This window comes from Sphingomonas sp. DG1-23 (assembly GCF_030730875.1).
Classification (GTDB): Bacteria; Pseudomonadota; Alphaproteobacteria; order Sphingomonadales; family Sphingomonadaceae; genus Sphingomonas.
Genome location: NZ_JAVAMA010000016.1, coordinates 69,196 through 87,873 on the forward strand (window position 1 = coordinate 69,196; position 18,678 = coordinate 87,873).

The window sequence follows — 18,678 nt, forward strand, 5'->3', positions numbered from 1 at the left end:
AACGGCCACCCCTTTTCCTTTGTCCGTACATGGTGTATTGCATAACCAATACACGAGTTCGGGAGAGGGAAATGCGTATGTTGCTGATGGTCGCCTTGCTGCCGCTGGCCGCGTGCCAGTCGAACTGGGAGAAAAAGGGCGACGCCGCGCAGGCGAGCGGCAGCGGCGCCACGCGCAGCTACGCGGCCAGCGGCTTCACCGGAGTCGAATTGCGCGGCTCGGACGATGTCGACGTGAAGATCGGGCAGAGCTTCGCCGTAACTGCCGAGGGCGATCCCAAGGTGCTCGATCAGCTCGACATTCGTGTGGTGGGCGGCACGCTGCGCGTCGGCCGCAAGAACTCGAAGGACGGCTGGTTCGGCACTGATCACGGCGCGCGCATCCATGTCGTGATGCCCAGGCTCACCGCGGCTTCGGTGGGCGGATCGGGCAATCTCACCGCCGATCGCGGCGAAGGCGACTTTAGCGGCGCGGTTTCGGGATCGGGCAATCTTACCATCGCCAATCTCCGCGCCGGCGATGCCGACCTTTCCATCGCCGGATCCGGCGACATGCGCGTCGCCGGCAGCGCCACGAAGCTTTCGGCATCGGTCGCCGGATCGGGCGACATGGACGCGAAACAGCTGACCGCGGCGAGCGCCGACGTCTCGATCGCCGGATCGGGCAACGTCCTCGGCACGGTGAAGGGCCCGGCCTCGGTGTCGATCGTCGGATCGGGCGATGCCGAGCTCGGCGGCGGGGCCAAATGCTCGGTCAACGCGGTCGGCTCGGGCGAGGCGCGCTGCACCTAGGGCTTGTTTCGGCGGGCGCGGCGCGCGACTGTCCCGCGATGCGCCCGCTGCTCCTCGTTCCGCTGTTCTTGCTCACCGCCGCCGCGCCCGCGCAGGAGCGGGGCTTCATGATCGGCGGCTTCGAGCGCTTGCGCGTCGATGGCGCGTTCGAAATCGAGGTCGTGGCCGGCGCGCCAGGCGCGACGGCATTCGGCGACCGCGTCGCGCTCGATCAGGTCACCGTGCGAAACAATGGCGACACTTTGGTGGTGAGCAGCGGCCCGCTTTCGCAGGCCGGCCGCAAGGGAACACCGCCGGCCTTGCGCATCGCCACCCGGTCGCTGCGCGGCGTGATCCTCAATGGCGGCGCCAAGGTCCGCGTGGCGGAAATGCGCGGCGCCCGCATCGAATTGCTGCAAACCGGAACGGGCACGCTCGACGTGGCCTCGATCCGCACCGACGATCTCAACGCCAGCCTCACCGGCACCGGCGCGATGACTTTGGCGGGAACTGCCGCGCGCGCGCGGATCCGCAATTACGGCGCGGGCTCGATCGACGCAGGCGGGCTCACCGCCGGCGATGCCAGCCTGACTTCGGAAAGCAGCGGCAATATCCGGATCGACGTGCGCTTCACGGCGCGCGCGACCGCGCTCGCCAGCGGCGGGATCGACATCACCGGCAACCCCGAATGCACCTTGCGCGGCCCCGGGCCGATGGAATGCTCGGGAACGATCATCCGCCGTTAGGCGGCGATCGGGAAACGCAGCAGCCGATCCTCGAGCGCGACCAGCGCCTGCGCGCCGCGGCCCACCGCGCGAACGATTTCGGGATGATGCGCGTCGAGCCCGCCGGTGAGCGACCCGAATGCCGGCAGGATCAGCTTGGTCGCCGTCGCGACGAAGCAGCGCCGAGCGACCTGGCGGCCGCGCACGCTGATCCGCAGCTTGGGATGAAAATGCCCCGACAATTCGGGTCGCGATTCGCCCGGCTCGGCTTCGTGGCGCAGCACCAGCCCGTCGACCTCCGCTTCCTCGAGAATCGTCCCGCCGCAATGATCGACCAGCAGCGAATCGTGATTACCGGTGATCCAGCGCCAGTCGAGCCGCGCGGTCAGCCCGGTCAGCAGTGCGCGGGCATCGGCGGGAAGCCGCTCACACCCTGCCGAATCGTGGAAGCTGTCACCGAGACACCATAGCTCGGTCGCGCGGGTACGATCGGCGAGCGCGGTCAGTTCGGTAAGCGTCGCCAGCGAATCATAAGGCGGCAGCATCTGCCCCTTCATCGCGAACCAACTGCCCTTCTCGAAATGCAGATCGGCGACGAGCAATGCATTGCGCGCAGGCCAATAAAGCGCGCCCTCGGCAAGCGCCTCGAAATCATGACTGCCGAACGAAAGGGGAACCATGAGCTCGGCTATCCGGCCACGCGGCCCCTGCTGTCAACTCCGCAAGCGCGTGCGCTGCAATGAAAAAGGGCGCCGGAGCCAAGCTCCGACGCCCTCGATCTCGACTGCTTCAGGTCGCTTATGCGGCCTGGGGCAGCGCCGCTTTCGCCTGCGCGACGATGGCGCTGAACGCCTCGCCTTCGTGCATCGCGATGTCGGCAAGGACCTTCCGGTCGAGTTCGATGCCGGCGAGCTTGAGCCCGTGCATGAACTGCGAATAGGTCAGGCCCTCGGCGCGGACGCCCGCGTTGATGCGCTGGATCCACAGGCCACGGAAGGTCCGCTTCTTAACCTTGCGGTCGCGATACGCGTACTGGCCGGCCTTTTCGACCGCCTGCCGCGCGATGCGGATCGTGTTCTTGCGACGGCCGCGATAGCCCTTCGCCTGTTCGAGGATGTTCTTGTGCTTGGCGCGGGTGGTAACACCCCGTTTGACGCGTGCCATATCTGCTGGCCTCCCTTACTTCAGGCCGTACGGCGCCCACGCGAGAACGCGGGCGGTATCGGCATCGGCGAGCACGGAGGTGCCGCGATTCTGGCGGATATACTTCGCGTTGTGCGAAATCAGGCGGTGGCGCTTTCCGGCGACTCCGTGCTTCACCTTGCCAGTGGCGGTGAGCTTGAAGCGCTTTTTGACGCCGCTCTTCGTCTTGAGCTTGGGCATTTTGGTCTCCTTGCAAACTCGAACGTGCGAACAGCCGCGGCAGCCCTTGATGGCCGGGCGTGTTCCTGACGTTCGAGGAAAGCGGGGCGCATAACCGCGAACGCGCCGCAATGCAACCGACTCCTGCGCTCCCCTTCCGCTCGCGGGAGGGGTCGGGGGAAGGATTGGCCTCAAAGGCTCGACTCGGTGAGACATTCACCCCTCTCCTAACCCCTCCCGCAAGCGGCAGGGGAACGGAACCCCCGGCGTCCACAGGCTTTTTCACCAGAATGGCTGATCGGGACTCGCCCATAAAAGCTGCCGATTCGGCGCCGCGACCGGGCGACTCCCCGGCAAAGCCGACCCGCGCGCTCGGCACGCCGCTGGCCAGCATCATCGCCGTCGTCGCCACCATCCTCGGTCTGATCGTGCTAGCCTGGACGATCCTGTTCGTCACCAAGGGCCGCTTCCTCAAGCCCACTTTCGAGAAGATCGTCGCCGGCCAGACGCATCGCGACGTCAAGGTCGCCGGCGATTTCCAGCTCTATTTCGCGCCGTTCAACGTCAAATTCCTCGCCGAGGGGCTGACCGTCTCCAACCCCGAATGGGCTGGCAGGGGCAATTTCTTCTCGGCGAAGAAGATCGACAGCCGCATTTCGACGTGGAGCCTGATCACTGGCAATCGCCGGATCAACTGGCTCGGGCTCGAGAATGGCCATGTCGACCTGCAATGGGACGAGCAGGGCCGGCGCAACACCTGGACCTTCAGCGAAGAGAAAGGCGAGCCGCTCGACCTGCCGATCATCCGACGCGCGCTCGTCCAGGGCACGATGATCCGATACGTCGACCCGCGGATGCAGATCGCTGCGGGTATCCGGATCCACACCGTCGAGGCGCAGGACACCAAATTCGCCAGCAGCATCCGCTTCGACGGCAACGGCACCGCGCGCGGCACGCGCTTCACCTTGTCGGGCGCGCTGCTCACGCCCAACGCCACCGTCTCGGGAGGCGAGAACCAGCTCCAGCTCCATGTCGCCGGCGTGCGCACCGACATCGACGTCTCGGGAACGCTTCCCGGCGCCACCGAGATCGAAGGCGCCGACCTGCACATCGATGCGCGCGGCCAGAACCTCGCCGATGTCTTCGCGGTCGCGGGAATCGCGGTTCCCGACACGCGTAATTACCGCCTCCGCTCGGCGATGACCAAGCATGGCGACGAGTGGCGCTTCACCGGGATGCGCGGGCGTTTCGGCGCCAGCGACCTGGCAGGCAAATTCACCGTCGCGCTCCGGGAGCCGCGATTGCTGCTCACCGCCGATCTGTCGACGCGGGTGCTCGACATCGTCGATGCCGGCCCGTTCATCGGCTACAGCCCGCAAGCCTCGGCGGCGGGCGCAGTGGTGACGCGGGCCGCGGGCACCCCGCGCATTCTCCCCGACGCGCCGCTGCGGGTCGAGGCGCTCAAGAATTTCGACGCCAAGGTCGACTGGACGGTCCGCACCGTGCGCGCCGACAAGCTGCCGGTGTCCAACATCACGCTCGGGCTCGATCTCGACAACCGACTGCTCAAATTGAGCCCGCTCAATTTCAGCCTCGCGCGCGGCACGGTCAATTCGGACATCACGATAAATGCGCGGCGCGAACCGGTCTTCACCGAGTACGATATCCGCCTGTCGCCGACGCCGATGGGCGTACTGCTCGCCGGCTTCGGCGTAGAGGAATCGGGTACCACCGGCACCCTCAAGGCGCGCGTCCAGATGACCGGAGCGGGCAACAGCGTGCGCGATTCGCTCGCCAATTCGAACGGCCGGATCGCGGTGATCCTGCCCAAGGGCAGCTTCTGGACGCGCAACATCCAGCTTTCGGAGCTCGACATCGGCACCTTCATCCAAAAGATGTTCGAGAAGAAGTTGAAGGAGCCGGTGCAGATCAATTGCGGGCTGATCGGGTTCAGCGTCCGCAACGGCATCGCCGCCGCCGATCCGATTCTGATCGACACCGACAAGAACGTCATGCTCGGCCGCGGCGGGTTCAGCTTCAAGAACGAAACGCTCGATCTCGCCTTCCGCGCCGACAGCAAGAAGTTCAGCCTGTTCGCCGGCCAGTCGCCGGTCGGGATCGGCGGCTATTTCGCGCGGCCGAGCATCGACGTGATCAGCCCCGAACTGCTCGGGCGCGCCGGCGCCGGGCTGGGCCTCGGTCTCGTCGCCAGCCCGTTCGCCGCAGTGATCGCGTTCGTCGACGTCGGCGACGCCAAGGCCGCCGATTGCGGTCCGGTGCTCGCGGGGGCCTCGGCACGCGCCCAGCGCACCGACAAGGGCAAGCCGCGCGACGATGTCGGCAAGGGCACCACCGCCAAATCCGAGGACGGCAAGCGGTCGAACGACGAGCGCAAGAAGCAGCGCAAGAAGTTCCTCGGCATCTTCTGAACCGCTATACTCGCTGTCACCCGACTCGAAAGGAGAGTGAGCATGGCCGACGAAGCGAATCCGATGCGCGGCGTCACTGCGCATCTCACGATCCGCGAAAGCAAAGGCAGCGCGGCAGTCGATTTCTACAAAGCGGCGTTCGGCGCCAAGGAGCTTGGCCGCCACCTCGCCGACGACGGCACGCGGATCATGCATGCGCACGTTATGATCAATGGCGGCGCGTTGATGCTCAACGACGATTTCCCCGAATATACCGGCGGCATCTCGGTCCCCACGGGAGTGACGCTTCATCTTCAGACCGACGATTCGGACGCGTGGTGGGAACGCGCAATCGCCGCGGGCGCGACCGTGCGCATGCCGCTCGACAACCAGTTCTGGGGCGATCGCTATGGGCAGGTCGTCGACCCGTTCGGCCATACCTGGTCGATCGGCGGGCCGGTGAAAGCCTAGCTCATCGCGGCTGCGCCAGCGTCCATGCGCCATAGGCGAACCCCGCGAGCACGCAGGCGTCGATCGCCCAGTGCGCGAGCAATGAGGCGCGAACCCGAACCGGCCGCGACAGCTGCGCCCGAATGCGCGCGCCCGCGACCTGTTCCCGGTCGCGCGACAGGTCGGCAATGTCCGCCGCCGCGGCGTTGAGCAGCGCCAGCCCCGAGCGGATCAGCCAGAGATGCCCCGTGGTGAAAGCGAGAAAGCCGATCGCGCCGGCCGCGAGCAATATCGCGCTGTGTTGGCTGGCAGCGTTCACTGCGAACGCGATCGCTGTGAAGGTCGCGACGACGTACATCGTCCAGAGCTGATTCTGCGCGGCGTTCTGCTGCAGATACACGGTCACGGCGTCCCTGACGGTGAAATCGGGTGCCGGCGCGTCGCGATCTTCGGGCATGATGATCCCCTTCGCCATCCGCACAGGCTGCGCTTCCTCGCGCGGTCGCGCAACTCTGGGTCAATGCCCCCGGCAGGCGAGCGCTTCGAGAATGTCCTCGATCCGCGCTGGATCGCCCGCGGCGATCACTTCGCCCTTGCTGCCGGCATGGAGCGGATCGCCCTGCCAGTCGCACATCCGCCCGCCCGCGCCCTCGACCACCGGCACCAAAGCCGCGAAATCGTGAAGCTTGAGCCCGGCCTCGACGACGATGTCGAGCCAGCCGCTGGCGACGCAGCCGTAATTGTAGCAATCGCCGCCCAGCACCGTGCTCATCACCGCCGCGTCGAGATGCTCGAAGGCGTGGAGTTGGTCGTCGTCGAACAAGGCCGGCGAGGTGGTGCCGAGGATCGCGCCCTTGAGTTCACGGCAGGCGCGCGCCTGAGCAGGCTTGCCGTTGAACAGGGTCGGGCGCCCGGTGACGCCGAGCCAGCGCTCGCCGATGATCGGCTGGTCGATGATCCCCAGCAACGGCCAGCCGTCCTCGATCAAGGCGATCAGCGTGCCGAAGATCGGGCGGCCGGCGATGAAGGCGCGGGTGCCGTCGATCGGATCGAGCACCCATTGCCGCCCGCTGCTGCCTTCGCGGACGCCGAATTCCTCGCCGATGATGCCGTCCATCGGCCGTTCGGCGACGATCAGCCGGCGCATCGCCTCCTCGGCCTCGCGGTCGGCGAGCGTCACCGGCGAGAGGTCTTCCTTCGCCTCGAGCCCGAAGGATCCGCGAAAGCGCGGGCGGATCGCGGCGCCGGCGGCATCGGCAAGGCGCTCGGCGAGCGCGACGTCATGGGAGGAAACGGGCATGGCTCCGGCCCTACTAGCCCGTTTTTGACTCGCCAAGGTCACAAAGCGCTGCCAGTCGTTTCGCCGATGCGCCTTTTCCTGCTTGCTCTGGGCCTTTCCGCCGCCACCCCGGCCGCCGCGCAGCTGCGCGCAGTGCCGGCCCAGCCCGCCTCCGAAGTCGAGGCGCTGCGCGGCGTCGAAGTGTTCCTCGTCAACGAAAGCGCGGCCCCGATCGCCGATGCCGGCCCGCGCCAGATTGAAGTCACTGCCGTCGACGGCACCCGCCTCGTGCTCGAGCGCGTTCCCGGCCCTGTCGCGACGATCGCGCCGGGCGGCTTCGCCAAGGCGCGCTACGTGCCGGTGAGCGTCGCGCAGGCCGCGGTGCCGCCCTCGGCACGGCATCCGGCCGCGGTCATTCCCGGCGAGGAGACGGTGATGCAGAGTTCGACCGGCTCGTCGTCGGCGTTCGTCGATCGCTTCGCGCCGCACGAGCCGATATACGGTGTGTTCGGCACCGGCGATGCCGGCGGCAAGCTGCAGCTCAGCTTCGCCTTCCGGCCCTTTGCCGAGGATGCCCCGCTCAAGCTCGGCAATCTGCGCTTCGCTTATACCCAGACGATGTTCTGGGCGTTGCGCGAGCCCTCGGGGCCGTTCCGCTCGACCAATTATTCGCCCGAAGTCTATGCCGACATTCCGCTCGACGAGACCATGAAGGTAGCGCTCGGCTGGCGGCACGATTCGAACGGGCGCGGCGCGCTCGATTCGGTCGATCTCAACCGCATCTTCGCCCGCGCCGAGAAGAGCTTCGATCTCGGCGGCGACTGGCACCTCGATGTCGCGCCGCAGGCGTGGTTCTATGTCGGCAAGCTCGGCACCGCGCCCGACGTGAAGCGGTATTTCGGCTATACCGGGCTCAGCGCGGCGATCCGCCAGAAGGACGGGCTCAAGATCGCAGTCACCGGTCGCGGCAATTTCGACACCGCGCGCGGCGGCGCCGAGCTGTTCGCCTCCTACCCGCTCGCGCCGATCGGCGGGGGCATCGGATTCTATCTCTTCGGGCAGGCCTTTACCGGCTATGGTGAAGCGCTCGACGACTATCGACGCAACCAGACCCATGCACGGATCGGCATCGCGCTGACGCGATAAGGCCGGCCGGGACCAACGGAGTGATGCCATGCGGACCAAGCTTCTCCTCGCTGCCCTGCTCCTGCCGCTGTCGCTGCCGGTCGAGGCGGCGCTCGCCCCCGGCGCGGTGGCGCCCGGTTTCACTGCGGCGGGCGCAATGGCGGGCAAGCCGTACAATGTGAACCTCAAGGCCGCGCTCAAGAAGGGTCCGGTCGTTCTCTATTTCTTCCCCGCCGCATTTACCGGCGGGTGCAATGTCGAGGCGGCGGCCTTTGCCGCGGCGCTTCCCGATTTCACTGCGGCCGGCGCGACGGTGATCGGCATGACCGCAGGCAATGTCGACAAGCTCATCGCTTTCTCGAGCGAGCATTGCGCGGGCAAGTTCGCCGTCGCCGCGGCCAGCCCGGCAGTGATCAAGGGCTATGACGTACTGCTCAAGAAACCCGACGGCACCGCGACGACGATCACCAGCCGCACCAGCTATGTGATCGCATCCAACGGCCATATCGTCCTCGCGCATACCGACATGAATCCGGGCAGCCACATCAAGATGACGCTCGAGGCGGTGCGCAAGCTCAAGGCGGGAAGAAGGGGCTGACCGGAGCCCGGCCTTCATCTCTGGGAAAGCTTTCGCTCACCGTATGTTAGCAGTTCGGCGCTAAACCGCGGCTCAAGAAAAAATGCGGGCGGGACCGCGAGATCGTCCGCAACTTGAGAGCAGGGGTTAGAGCCTATGGCCGGCGCAAGGGCCGTCCGGGCGGCACATGAAAGCGATTCGTCGCGCCGCCTTTACGACCGAATCGGCGACTTCCTGGTCGATCAGCGTCTCGACGCCGATCCCGGCAATTACGCCTTTGCCTATCATCTGCTCGCCGATCCGGACGGGCCGCTGGCACGCGCGGTCCATGCGCTGACCGACGGCGGCGTCCGCCTGACCCAGCGCGACATCGAGACCCTGGGCTGCGAAGCCCCGCCGAGCCCCGCCAACAAGGCCGCCAAGGAGAAGACCGACGGTCTCGTCGCCCGGACCCAGATGCAGGTCGAGGGCTTTCAGGACATGGTGACCGCGATGCGCGCCGAGACCGAGGGCTTCGGCCGCGATCTCGCCGCCAGCGCGGAAGCGATCTCGCGCTCGACCGACGCCGGCGGCGCGCCGATGATCGGCGAAGTCGCGCGGCTGACCAGCGCGATGCTCGACCGCGTCCGCAGCGCCGAGGCGCGGCTCGAATCGGCGACGCGCGAAGCGAGCGACCTGCGCCGCGAGCTCGAGGAAGCGCGCGACAACGCCCGGCGCGACCCGCTCACCGATCTGCCCAACCGGCGCGCACTCGAGGAAGCCTATACCGCGCAGGCGGCGGCAGGCGCGCCGATCTGCGTCGCGGTCTGCGACGTCGATCACTTCAAGTCGGTCAACGACCGCTTCGGTCATGCCGTCGGCGACCGCGTCCTCAAGGCGATCGCCGAGGCGCTCAGCCAGACCTGCTCGGGGCATCTCGTCGCCCGCTATGGCGGCGAGGAATTCGCAGTGCTGTTCACCGGCGTCGACCTCGGCACGGCGCGCAATATCCTCGATGCCGCGCGCATGAAGGTGGCGACCAAGCGCTACAAGCTTCGCGAGAGCGACGCGCCGCTCGGCGAGATCACGTTCTCGGCGGGCATTTCGGCGGCGCTTCCCGGCGACGGGCTGTCGACGGTCTTCCACCGGGCGGACCGGCTGCTCTACGCCGCCAAGACCGCGGGCCGGAACCGGCTCCACGTCGATTGACCGGAATCGGACACGCCGTGTCCGCTTTTGATTGGGAATTTACGCCAACCTTAGTGTGCGATTTCCCAATATCCTTTGACGCTTCCGTGCTGATTTCAATATTTTCAGCTACTTAGCGCAATTGGCACGCTCCCTGCTATTATGTTTGGCATCAGCCGCCGGATGGTCCGGCCGGCCGATCTCACCAGGGAGTAATTTCAATGACTGCGCGTCTTTCTTCGTTCCACCAGGTCCTTTCGGTTCTCGGTGCCGTGCTCTTCACTGCCGCGTTCGTCGCTTATTCCACGCCCGTCCTGCCGATCGCATGACCCGGAATCAGGACAAGGAGAAGCTCACCATGGTTCGCAGCGCCCTGCTCGGACTGGCCTCGTTCGGCCTCACCGCGACGATGATCGTCGCAATCACGGCGCAGGGTTCGGCTCTTTTCGGCTGAACCCTGCCTCGCCGCCCCGCGGCGGCCCCGATAGCGCGGAACCTCCGGCGTTCCGCACCGGTTCTCTCGGCAACCTCTTCCACGGAGCCACGCCGATGAGCGATACCGACACGATCGAGATGATCCACGAGGACGCGCTCCCCGGGCATGAGAGCGCGCTCGAGCCCAAGCCCGATTGGGAACCCCGCTATCCCGGCTCCGGCCGGCTGACAGACAAGGTCGCGGTGATCACCGGCGCCGACAGCGGCATCGGCCGCGCCGTCGCCGCGCTCTATGCGCGCGAAGGCGCCCACGTCGCCATCCTGTACCTGTGCGAGCATGACGACGCCGCGATGACCGCCGACGCGGTGCGCGCCGAAGGCCGCGAGGCGCTGACCATCGCCGGCGATGTGGGCGACAAGGCGTTTTGCGATCAGGCGATCGCCCAGGTGATCGAGAAGTTCGGCCGCATCGACATATTGGTCAACAATGCCGGCGAGCAGCACCCCGACAAGGACATCACCGACATCACCGAGGCGCAGCTCAAGCGCACCTTCCAGACCAACATTTTCGGGATGTTCTTCCTCACCCAGGCGGCGATCCCGCATCTGAAGCAGGGCGCCGCGATCGTGAACTGCACCTCGGTCACGATGTATCAGGGCTCGAAGGAACTGCTCGATTATTCGAGCACCAAGGGCGCGATCACTGCCTTCACCCGCAGCCTTTCCGAGAATCTGATCGAGAAGGGCATCCGCGTGAACGCGGTCGCGCCCGGGCCGATCTGGACTCCGCTCAATCCGATGGGCGGCGCGAGCCCCGAAAAGCTCGAGACGTTCGGCGAAAACACGCCGATGGGCCGGCCGGGCCAGCCCAACGAAGTCGCCCCCAGCTTCCTGTTCCTCGCCTGCGAGGACGCCAGCTACATGTCGGGGCAGGTGCTGCACCCGAACGGCGGGACGATCGTCAATGGCTGAGCCGATACCGGCCTAAATTGACCAAGTTCACCGAAACGCGTTTGATTGCGCAACTTTCTTTCGCGTGCGGGACGATGTCAAAGAGCGGCCGGACAGCGCCCGGCTGCTCTACCCAATCAGGCCAAATCCTATATTGCAAGGGCGGAGGGCAGGTGCCGTCATCCCGGACCAGGCTTTCCCGGAAACCGCAGATTTTACGTCGGAAGAGCCTTGAGCCCGCGATCCGTCTCCACCGCTGAGGCTTGCCGCACGGTGGATCCCGGACAGCTCGATTTTCTGATCAAATCAGAGTTTGAAGAAAATCGGTCTCCGAATGATCATAGTGGCGTGCAGCCCCTAAGCCACCACCCCCGCGACCGGGCCGATGGGCGCTTCCTCGCCGCGCGAATAGGTGCCGGTGAGCAGGCCCGCGGCGAGCACGCGTCCGGCCATCGCCTTGACGATCGCACTGCGGCCGGGGGTTTCGCCGACATCGGGGCCGGCTCCCAGCGCGAACAGCTGGAACGCATAATGATGCTGCCCGTGGCCGGTGGGCGGATCGGGCGGCAACCAGCCTTCGGCGAGATAGGAATTGCGTCCGACGTCGCTGCCGTCGGCACCGCCATGGCCGTCGGCGCGGATCGCGCCTTCCACCAGCGCACCTTCGGGCGGCAAATCCCAGACCAGCGCATGGACCAGCGGTTGGGGCGCGGGCGCGTCGGGATCCTCGACGATCAAGGCGAGCCGTTCGGTGCCTTCGGGGACTTCCGTCCAATATAAAGGCGGCGACACGCCCTCGCCATCGGCGGTGAAACGCTCGGGCAGCCGCGCGCCATCGGCGAAGGCCGGGCTGGCCAGCCGCAGCGCCGCGAACGATCCGAGCCCCGGCTGGGCGATCACCAATTTGTCGGCACCGGCGCGGACGCCCTTGAGCGCGCTGCCGAGCCAATGCGGAACATGTTCGAGCATCACCCTCTCCCGTGCATTCGGAACGCACCAACGTTCGAACCCGCCACAGCTATCCGGCGATGCTGGCGCGGCCAGCCCCTTTGAGCTAGCGCAAGCAGCATGAGCGCACCCCATATCGTCGCCCTGGGCGGAACGCTGCGAGCCGAGTCCGTGACCGGACGGCTGCTCGCGACTGCATTGGACATCGCCGCGGCAAAGGGCGCGCGCACCACCCTGCTGACCGGCGACGCCATCGCCTTTCCGCATTACGAGCCCGGCAACGCCGAGGGCAATGCGACGATCGGGCGCTATCTGGAGGCGCTGCGCAGCGCCGACGCCGTGATCGTCGGCTCGCCCGGCTATCACGGCACGCTGTCGGGGCTGGTCAAGACCGCGCTCGATTATGTCGAGCAACTCCGCGCCGACGAACGCGTCTATCTGGACGGGCTGCCCGTCGGGCTGATCGCCACTGCCGCCGGCTGGCAGGCGGCGGTATCGACGCTGCAGGCGCTGCGCACGATCACCCATTCGCTCCGCGGCTGGCCCACCCCGATGGGGCTGGCGATCAATACCGCCGAATCGGGCGACGCGATTGCCAGATGCCAGCCGCAAATGGCGATCATGATCGACCAGATCTTCGATTTCCTGCGCCGCTGATCTTTATGTTTAACGCTTTCGTGACGGCTTGAGCGTTAGCATCGGCGTTTGAAACCGGGGGGTTCCACACGCGAATGATTCAGGCTTCGGGCCATGCGATTGTCGGCGCGCGGCGCAAGGCGGTACGCACCGTGCTTGCGGCGGGCAGCTGCCGGGCGAGCCTGAACGAGATCGCCCAGCGGCTGGGCAATCTCGGCTATCTCGTCGTGCTCAGCGATTCGGCCTGCCAGGCGCTCGAACTCGTCTCTGCGCGCGGATTCGATCTGGTGCTGGTCGATGCGCTTTCCGAGACCGGCGCGATGCACATGCTAAGCGAGATCCGCGGCGCGCGCGACACCGCCGATCTGCCGGTGATCGTGCTGAGCGAACGCGATTGCGCGGTCGAGGCCTTTGCCGCGGGCGCCGACGACTGGCTCGCCAAGCCTGCCGCTTTCGATATTCTCGCCGCGCGGATCGAACGCACGCTCGCCCGCGCCGGCCGGATCGAGGAACTCAAGCGCTCCAATCTCGCGCTCGACGCACGGATCGCCGCGCGCGCGATCGAATTGGGCGAGGCGCAAGCCGAACTCGCCGCCGCGCGCGCCGACCGAATCCGCCTGCTCGGCGCGATCTCGCAGCTGAGCGACGAAATCGCCAGCCGGCGGAACGCCGCCTAACGCTCGAACCAGTGCCGGCGGATGAAATAGGCCGCGATCACCACCGCCATCGCCACGCAGAGCCAGAACACGCCCCAGAACGCCCAGGGCTCGTGCGCGAAGGGGATGCCGGCGACGTTCATGCCGAGCAGCCCGGTGATGAAGGTCAGCGGCAGGAACACCATCGCGACGACCGCGATGATCAGCGAGCGCTGGTCGATCTGCTCGGCGCGCAGATCGGTGAGCGTCTCATGGGTCAGCGCGGCACGCTCGCGGATGCTCTCGAGCTCTTCGGCCATCCGCGCCGCCCGGTCCGCCGCGGCGGCGAGATGGAGCCGGTCGTCGTCGCCGAGCCAATCGCCCGGAATCGCCGCCAATTTCTCGAGCGCGGCGCGCTGGGGATTGAGGAAGCGGCGAAAGCCGATCGCCTGGCTGCGGGTGCGATTGACCATGCGGCGCAGGTCGAAGGCGTGGCCCGTGGCGATCTGCTCTTCGCAATCGTCGAGCGAATCGCCGAGATCGGCGACGACGGGGTCGAGCTCTTCGGTGATCGCCTGGGCCAGCGCCGCGATCAGATCGCCGGGATCGAGGATCTTGCCCGCCGCGACCAGCTCGCGAACCGGGTGGAGCGCATTCAGGGTCTTGCGGGTGACCGAGAAGACGCAGCCGCCGAGCGCATAGATGCGGATCGAGGCGAGCGGATCGGACGCGGCAAGCGCCTCGGACGAGAGGCCGCGCAAGTTGATCACCGCGCCCGCCCCGACCGAATCGCAGCGCGGGCGCGTTTCGGCGGCGGTCAGCGCCTCGATGACATAGGGCGAAAGCTGCGCCTCGCCGCCGAGCCACGCCTTGGCGCGCTCGTCATTGGTGGTGAGGTGGATCCAGACGAGGTCGGCGCGGACCCCGAGCGCCTGTTTGAGCGTCGGCGATTCGACCTGTCCGCCCTGCACGACATAAGCGAAGCCGCTCAAGCGCCCATCTCGAGATAGACCGACAGCCCGGCCTCCGGCGCGGCCGGAACGGCGTCACAGGCGATCCGCACGGCATCGGCGCGGGCGCGATCGAGAAGGGACGCGGGCACGTCGGCACGATGGAAGACGCGATCGGCCTGCGCAAGCGCGCGCGCCTGCCGCAAGGTCAGATCGTCGGGATCGGGCGAGGTCAGGCTGAACCGCAGCAAAATAGCCGTCGGCGCGCCGCCATCCTGCAGCCAGCGTTCGACGGCGCCGGCGGGATGATCGGCGAGCGGATCGAGCGGGCCGGCAAGCGCGGCACCCAGCGCGCGACGCCGCGCGCCGGAATCCGCCCAGCGGCTTCGCATCGCCGGCCGCGCCGCCGCCAGCGCGCGCGCCAGTCCGCCGAGCGAGGCGGGCAGCACCGCCTCGAGCCGCTGGCGCAAAGCTGCTGCGAGCCCCGCCGAAACCCCGCCGGTGCCGATCGCAACCAGCACCGGATCACGGTCGACGATCGCCGGCAAGGTGAAATCGCAGAGATCGGCCCGGTCGACTGCGTTGACCAGAATGCCGCGCGCGCGCAGCCGCGCCACGATCGGCGCGGGATCCTCGATCGCGACGATCGCCAGCGCCGCTTCGCCGCTTTCGTCGACGATGCGGGCGCCGGCGCGTTCGAGCAGGCGGCGCTTGGCGTTCGCGGCCTCGCCTTCGCCGATCAGGATGACCGGCCGCCCCGCCAGCTTCACGAAGATCGGCAGGGCGGCGAGGCTCATTTCAGCCAGTCCGGGACATGTTCCTCGGCCATGATCGCCTCGGCGGAGATGCGGCCCGCGACCACTTCGAACCGGTCGCCCGAGACGAGCACTTCGGGGACCAGCGGGCGGCTGTTATAGGTGCTCGCCATCGTCGCGCCATAGGCGCCGGCGCTGCGCAGGATCGCGAGGTCGCCCGACTTGACCCTGTCGATCGTGCGCGCCTTGGCGAAGACGTCGCTGCTTTCGCAGACGGGGCCGGCAACGTTGGCGACGAACGTCTCGCCGCTCGGCCGCACCGCCTCGAAATCATGCCACGCATCGTAGAGCGCGACGCGGGCGAGATCGTTCATCGCGGCATCGACGATGACCCACGGATTGACCGCGCCCGGCTTGACCCACAGCACTTCGGTGAGCAGCACGCCGGCATTGGCCGAGATCACCCGGCCGGGCTCGAACATCAATTCGACGTCCCAGTCACGAGTGACGCGCGCGACCATCTCGCCGAATTCCGCCGGCGAGGGCGGAGCGTCGCCATCGCGATAGCGCACGCCGAGCCCGCCACCGAGATCGACATGGGTGATCGTGTGGCCGGCGGCGCGGAGATCGGCGACGAGCGCGCCGAGCCGTTCGAACGCGCGCTCGAGCGGGGCGAGGCTCTGGAGCTGGCTGCCGATATGGACGGCGATGCCGCGCAGGTTCAGCCCGGGCAAAGGCGCGAGCCGATCGAAGATCGCGGGCGCCTCGTCGATCGGCAGCCCGAACTTGTTCTCGGCACGGCCGGTGGAGATCTTCTCATGGGTGCCGGCGTCGACATCGGGGTTGACCCGCAGGGTGGCGGGGGCGCGCAGGCCGCGCGCCGCGGCGATCTCCGCAAGCACCTCGCCTTCCTCGACCAATTCGAGATTGAACTGGCCGATGCCGAGGTCGAGCGCCTGTTCGAGCTCAGCGCGGGTCTTGCCGACGCCCGAGAACACTACGTCCTTCGCCGCCATTCCCGCCGCGAGCGCGCGCGCCAGCTCGCCGCCGGAGACGACGTCGGCGCCGAACCCTTCATTGGCGAGCAGGCGGAGCACCGCGAGATTGGGGTTGGCCTTGACCGCGAAGGCGAGATGCTTGCGCGCGATCCCGGCGAGACCGTCGCGAAAGGCGCGGGCGTGGCGCTGGAAGGTTGCGGCCGAATAGACGTAAACGGGGGTGCCGACTGCCGCGGCGATCCGCGCGAGCGGCACGTTCTCGACGTGCAGTTCGCCGTCGATCAAATTGAAATGGTCCATGGGATTCCGTCAGTTGGGAGGCGGCAAGTCGAACTTGTCGGTGCGCCTTCTGTCCGTGCTTTCGATGAGGTCGTCGCTGCGCGCCGGGCGCGTCTGCACCGGCGGCTTGAGCAGATCCTCGGGCGTGGGGGTCGCAGTCGCGCCATACGGCGCGGGGGGCAGCGACGCGCCTTCCGCCGGTTTGAGGCCTTCGCGCGCGCCGCAGCCGGCCAATGCCAGCGAAGCGGTGAGCAGCAACAGCAGCCCGCGCATCATCATCCTTCCTCCTCGCGTGCCCGACGGGCCGCAGCGATCGCCGCACGTACCCGCACCGGCGCAGTCCCGCCGAAACTCGTCCGGCTGTTCACCGAAGCATCGACGCTGAGCACGTCATATACGCGATCGTCGATCCGCGCGTCGATTTCCTTGAGTGCATCGAGCGATAACTGATCGAGCCGGATGCCCTGCCCCTCGGCCGCCGCGACGGCGCGGCCGGTGATGTGATGCGCCTCGCGGAACGGCACCCCGGCCTCGCGGACCAGCCAGTCGGCGAGATCGGTCGCGGTAGAGAAGCCCGTCTCGGCGGCGGCGCGCATCCGATCGGTGCGAAAGGTCGCGCTGTCGACCATCCCGGTCATCGCGGCGATGCACAGGCCCAGCAGGTCGTGCGCCTCGAACACCGGCGGCTTGTCGTCCTGCATGTCCTTCGAATAGGCCAGCGGCAGCCCTTTCATCGTCATCATCAGCGACACCAGCGCGCCGGTGATCCGCCCCGAATGGCCGCGGACCAGCTCGGCGGCGTCGGGGTTGCGCTTCTGCGGCATGATCGAGCTGCCGGTCGACCATTGATCGGAGAGGCTGACGAAGCCGAAAGGCTGGCTCGCCCAGATCACGAATTCCTCGGCCAGCCGGCTGAGGTGGAGGCTGCACTGCGCCGCGGCGGTGAGATATTCGAGCGCGAAGTCGCGATCCGAAACCGAATCGAGCGAGTTGCGCGTCGGCCCGTCGAAGCCGAGCGCCGCGGCGGTGGCGTCGCGATCGAGCGGGAAGCCGGTGCCGGCGAGCGCGGCCGAACCGAGCGGGCACAGGTTCATCCGCGCCCGGGCGTCGCGCAGTCGCGAACGATCGCGCCCGATCATCTCGAAATAGGCCATCAGGTGATGGCCGAGCGTCACCGGTTGGGCGCTCTGGAGATGGGTGAAGCCGGGCATCACGCTGGCGGCATGCTCTTCGGCCCGCGCCAGCAGCGCGTCCTGCAGCCCGGCGAGCGCCGCCTCGGCCTGATCCACCGCGTCGCGGACCCAGAGGCGGAAATCGGTCGCGACCTGATCGTTGCGCGAGCGCGCGGTGTGGAGCCGGCCCGCCGAGGGCCCGATGCGATCGGACAGCCGCGCCTCGGCGAGCATATGGATATCCTCGAGCGCGAGATCGTCGGGGACGCCCTCGGCCTCGAACTCGGCGGCGACCTGCGCCAGCCCCTCGGCGATGCGCGCGGCATCCTCGGACGAGACGATGCCCTGCTCGCCCAGCATCGCGACATGCGCCTGCGACCCGCGCAGATCCTGCCGCCACATTCGCTTGTCGAACGGAATCGACGCGTTTATCTCCCGCATGACGGCAGAGGGCCCTTCGGCGAAGCGCCCACCCCACATGGCATTGGAGCTATGCTTGCGCTCGACGATCGCGCTTCTCCTTCTCGCAGGCCTGATCGGCGGCTGCGATAGGCAATCCGGGCCCCAGCAGCAAGCCGAGGCCGCGAATGTCGCTGCGGCGGCTCCGGTGGCGACCGACAAGCTCGATCGCAGCCACAAGGGCGAGGCCGCGCCGGCGATCGCATTCACCGACGCCAAGGGTGCGCAGAAGACCCTCGCCGATTTCCGCGGCAAGCCGGTGCTGCTCAACCTGTGGGCGACGTGGTGCGCGCCCTGCGTCAAGGAGATGCCGACGCTCGACGCGCTGGCGGCGCGCGAAGGGGAGCGGCTTCAGGTGGTGACCGTCAGCCAGGATTTCGAGCCGGCAAAGGTCGCGCCGTTCTTCGCGAAGGCGAAGTTCCGCAAGCTCCAGCCCTATATCGATACCGATCTCGCCTTCGGCACCCGGCTGGGCGTCAACCTGCCGGCGACGATCCTCTACGATTCGAACGGGCGCGAGGTCTGGCGCCGGCAGGGCGATACCGATTGGGCCGGCGCGGCCGCGGCGACGCTGATCGCCGAGGCGCGCTGAGCCGG

General features: G+C 67.5%; 22 protein-coding genes. 11 read left to right on the forward strand and 11 right to left on the reverse strand.

Annotated elements, in window-relative coordinates; genetic code table 11:
• Positions 1-71 precede the first annotated feature (71 nt).
• Together Q9Q95_RS20650 and Q9Q95_RS20655 are read left to right on the forward strand one after the other, a co-directional pair.
• Positions 72-791: a head GIN domain-containing protein gene (locus Q9Q95_RS20650; protein ID WP_306099048.1), complete on the forward strand. Its 720-nt coding sequence runs from the start codon at positions 72-74 to the stop codon at positions 789-791.
• 38 nt (positions 792-829) lie between these two features.
• Entirely contained in the window at positions 830-1,516 is a 687-nt protein-coding gene (locus Q9Q95_RS20655) for a GIN domain-containing protein (protein WP_306099049.1), read from the forward strand.
• Here Q9Q95_RS20655 and pdeM read toward each other — a convergent pair.
• The 3 genes from pdeM to rpmI all read right to left on the reverse strand — a co-directional run bounded on the left by pdeM (position 1,513) and on the right by rpmI (position 2,878).
• The gene (gene pdeM, locus Q9Q95_RS20660) at positions 1,513-2,175 is read right to left on the reverse strand and encodes a ligase-associated DNA damage response endonuclease PdeM (RefSeq protein ID WP_306099050.1); all 663 of its coding nucleotides are present in this window, start codon (positions 2,173-2,175) and stop codon (positions 1,513-1,515) included. The genes Q9Q95_RS20655 and pdeM overlap by 4 nt on opposite strands.
• Before the next feature lie 118 nt (positions 2,176-2,293).
• Positions 2,294-2,659, reverse strand: a complete 366-nt coding sequence (gene rplT / locus Q9Q95_RS20665; RefSeq protein WP_029936734.1) for a 50S ribosomal protein L20 — start codon at positions 2,657-2,659, stop codon at positions 2,294-2,296.
• A gap of 15 nt (positions 2,660-2,674) precedes the next feature.
• Positions 2,675-2,878 (reverse strand): 50S ribosomal protein L35, encoded by a 204-nt coding sequence (gene rpmI / locus Q9Q95_RS20670; RefSeq protein WP_029936735.1) that lies wholly within the window; start codon positions 2,876-2,878, stop codon positions 2,675-2,677.
• A 269-nt stretch (positions 2,879-3,147) separates the two neighbouring features.
• Here rpmI and Q9Q95_RS20675 point away from each other — a divergent pair, with 269 nt between their 5' ends.
• Together Q9Q95_RS20675 and Q9Q95_RS20680 are read left to right on the forward strand one after the other, a co-directional pair.
• Entirely contained in the window at positions 3,148-5,286 is a 2,139-nt protein-coding gene (locus Q9Q95_RS20675) for an AsmA family protein (RefSeq protein ID WP_306099051.1), read from the forward strand.
• 42 nt (positions 5,287-5,328) lie between these two features.
• The gene (locus tag Q9Q95_RS20680; protein ID WP_306099052.1) at positions 5,329-5,736 is read left to right on the forward strand and encodes a VOC family protein; all 408 of its coding nucleotides are present in this window, start codon (positions 5,329-5,331) and stop codon (positions 5,734-5,736) included.
• Between the two features lies 1 nt (position 5,737).
• On the opposite strand, the gene Q9Q95_RS20685 is transcribed toward Q9Q95_RS20680, so the two are convergent.
• Both Q9Q95_RS20685 and hisN read right to left on the reverse strand, forming a co-directional pair.
• Positions 5,738-6,172: a hypothetical protein gene (locus tag Q9Q95_RS20685; RefSeq protein WP_306099053.1), complete on the reverse strand. Its 435-nt coding sequence runs from the start codon at positions 6,170-6,172 to the stop codon at positions 5,738-5,740.
• 60 nt (positions 6,173-6,232) lie between these two features.
• Complete coding sequence (gene hisN / locus Q9Q95_RS20690; protein WP_306099054.1) at positions 6,233-7,015, reverse strand: histidinol-phosphatase; 783 nt, start codon at positions 7,013-7,015, stop codon at positions 6,233-6,235.
• A 66-nt stretch (positions 7,016-7,081) separates the two neighbouring features.
• On the opposite strand from hisN, the gene Q9Q95_RS20695 reads away from it, so the two are divergent.
• The 4 genes from Q9Q95_RS20695 to Q9Q95_RS20710 all read left to right on the forward strand — a co-directional run bounded on the left by Q9Q95_RS20695 (position 7,082) and on the right by Q9Q95_RS20710 (position 11,270).
• On the forward strand, positions 7,082-8,140 hold the full coding sequence (locus Q9Q95_RS20695; RefSeq protein ID WP_306099055.1) for a phospholipase A: 1,059 nt from the start codon (positions 7,082-7,084) through the stop codon (positions 8,138-8,140).
• 28 nt (positions 8,141-8,168) lie between these two features.
• The gene (locus Q9Q95_RS20700; RefSeq protein WP_306099056.1) at positions 8,169-8,717 is read left to right on the forward strand and encodes a peroxiredoxin; all 549 of its coding nucleotides are present in this window, start codon (positions 8,169-8,171) and stop codon (positions 8,715-8,717) included.
• A 135-nt stretch (positions 8,718-8,852) separates the two neighbouring features.
• Positions 8,853-9,884 carry a GGDEF domain-containing protein gene (locus tag Q9Q95_RS20705; protein WP_306099057.1) on the forward strand — a complete coding sequence of 344 codons (1,032 nt, stop codon included), beginning with the start codon at positions 8,853-8,855 and terminating at the stop codon, positions 9,882-9,884.
• Positions 9,885-10,412: 528 nt separating this feature from the next.
• Complete coding sequence (locus Q9Q95_RS20710) at positions 10,413-11,270, forward strand: SDR family oxidoreductase (RefSeq protein ID WP_306099058.1); 858 nt, start codon at positions 10,413-10,415, stop codon at positions 11,268-11,270.
• A 336-nt stretch (positions 11,271-11,606) separates the two neighbouring features.
• Here the strand turns inward: Q9Q95_RS20710 and Q9Q95_RS20715 are convergent, their stop codons facing one another.
• A complete protein-coding gene (locus Q9Q95_RS20715; protein ID WP_306099059.1) occupies positions 11,607-12,218 on the reverse strand; it encodes a YbhB/YbcL family Raf kinase inhibitor-like protein in 612 nt (203 codons plus the stop codon).
• Positions 12,219-12,317: 99 nt separating this feature from the next.
• Here Q9Q95_RS20715 and Q9Q95_RS20720 point away from each other — a divergent pair, with 99 nt between their 5' ends.
• On the forward strand, positions 12,318-12,854 hold the full coding sequence (locus tag Q9Q95_RS20720) for an NADPH-dependent FMN reductase (protein WP_306099060.1): 537 nt from the start codon (positions 12,318-12,320) through the stop codon (positions 12,852-12,854).
• A gap of 74 nt (positions 12,855-12,928) precedes the next feature.
• The gene (locus Q9Q95_RS20725) at positions 12,929-13,510 is read left to right on the forward strand and encodes a response regulator transcription factor (RefSeq protein WP_306099061.1); all 582 of its coding nucleotides are present in this window, start codon (positions 12,929-12,931) and stop codon (positions 13,508-13,510) included.
• Here the strand turns inward: Q9Q95_RS20725 and Q9Q95_RS20730 are convergent.
• From Q9Q95_RS20730 to argH, 5 genes are read right to left on the reverse strand one after another with little or no spacing between them, the layout of a single operon-like run.
• Positions 13,507-14,460: a zinc transporter ZntB gene (locus Q9Q95_RS20730; RefSeq protein WP_306099062.1), complete on the reverse strand. Its 954-nt coding sequence runs from the start codon at positions 14,458-14,460 to the stop codon at positions 13,507-13,509. The genes Q9Q95_RS20725 and Q9Q95_RS20730 overlap by 4 nt on opposite strands.
• Complete coding sequence (locus tag Q9Q95_RS20735; protein ID WP_306099063.1) at positions 14,457-15,215, reverse strand: bifunctional precorrin-2 dehydrogenase/sirohydrochlorin ferrochelatase; 759 nt, start codon at positions 15,213-15,215, stop codon at positions 14,457-14,459. Before Q9Q95_RS20735 ends, Q9Q95_RS20730 begins: the two co-directional genes overlap by 4 nt.
• Positions 15,212-16,471 carry a diaminopimelate decarboxylase gene (gene lysA, locus Q9Q95_RS20740; protein WP_306099064.1) on the reverse strand — a complete coding sequence of 420 codons (1,260 nt, stop codon included), beginning with the start codon at positions 16,469-16,471 and terminating at the stop codon, positions 15,212-15,214. Before lysA ends, Q9Q95_RS20735 begins: the two co-directional genes overlap by 4 nt.
• A 9-nt stretch (positions 16,472-16,480) precedes the next feature.
• Complete coding sequence (locus Q9Q95_RS20745) at positions 16,481-16,729, reverse strand: hypothetical protein (protein WP_371876821.1); 249 nt, start codon at positions 16,727-16,729, stop codon at positions 16,481-16,483.
• Positions 16,726-18,102 (reverse strand): argininosuccinate lyase, encoded by a 1,377-nt coding sequence (argH, locus tag Q9Q95_RS20750; RefSeq protein ID WP_306099065.1) that lies wholly within the window; start codon positions 18,100-18,102, stop codon positions 16,726-16,728. Before argH ends, Q9Q95_RS20745 begins: the two co-directional genes overlap by 4 nt.
• Positions 18,103-18,118: 16 nt before the next feature.
• Here argH and Q9Q95_RS20755 point away from each other — a divergent pair, with 16 nt between their 5' ends.
• A complete protein-coding gene (locus tag Q9Q95_RS20755) occupies positions 18,119-18,673 on the forward strand; it encodes a TlpA family protein disulfide reductase (RefSeq protein WP_371876822.1) in 555 nt (184 codons plus the stop codon).
• Positions 18,674-18,678: the final 5 nt, after the last annotated feature.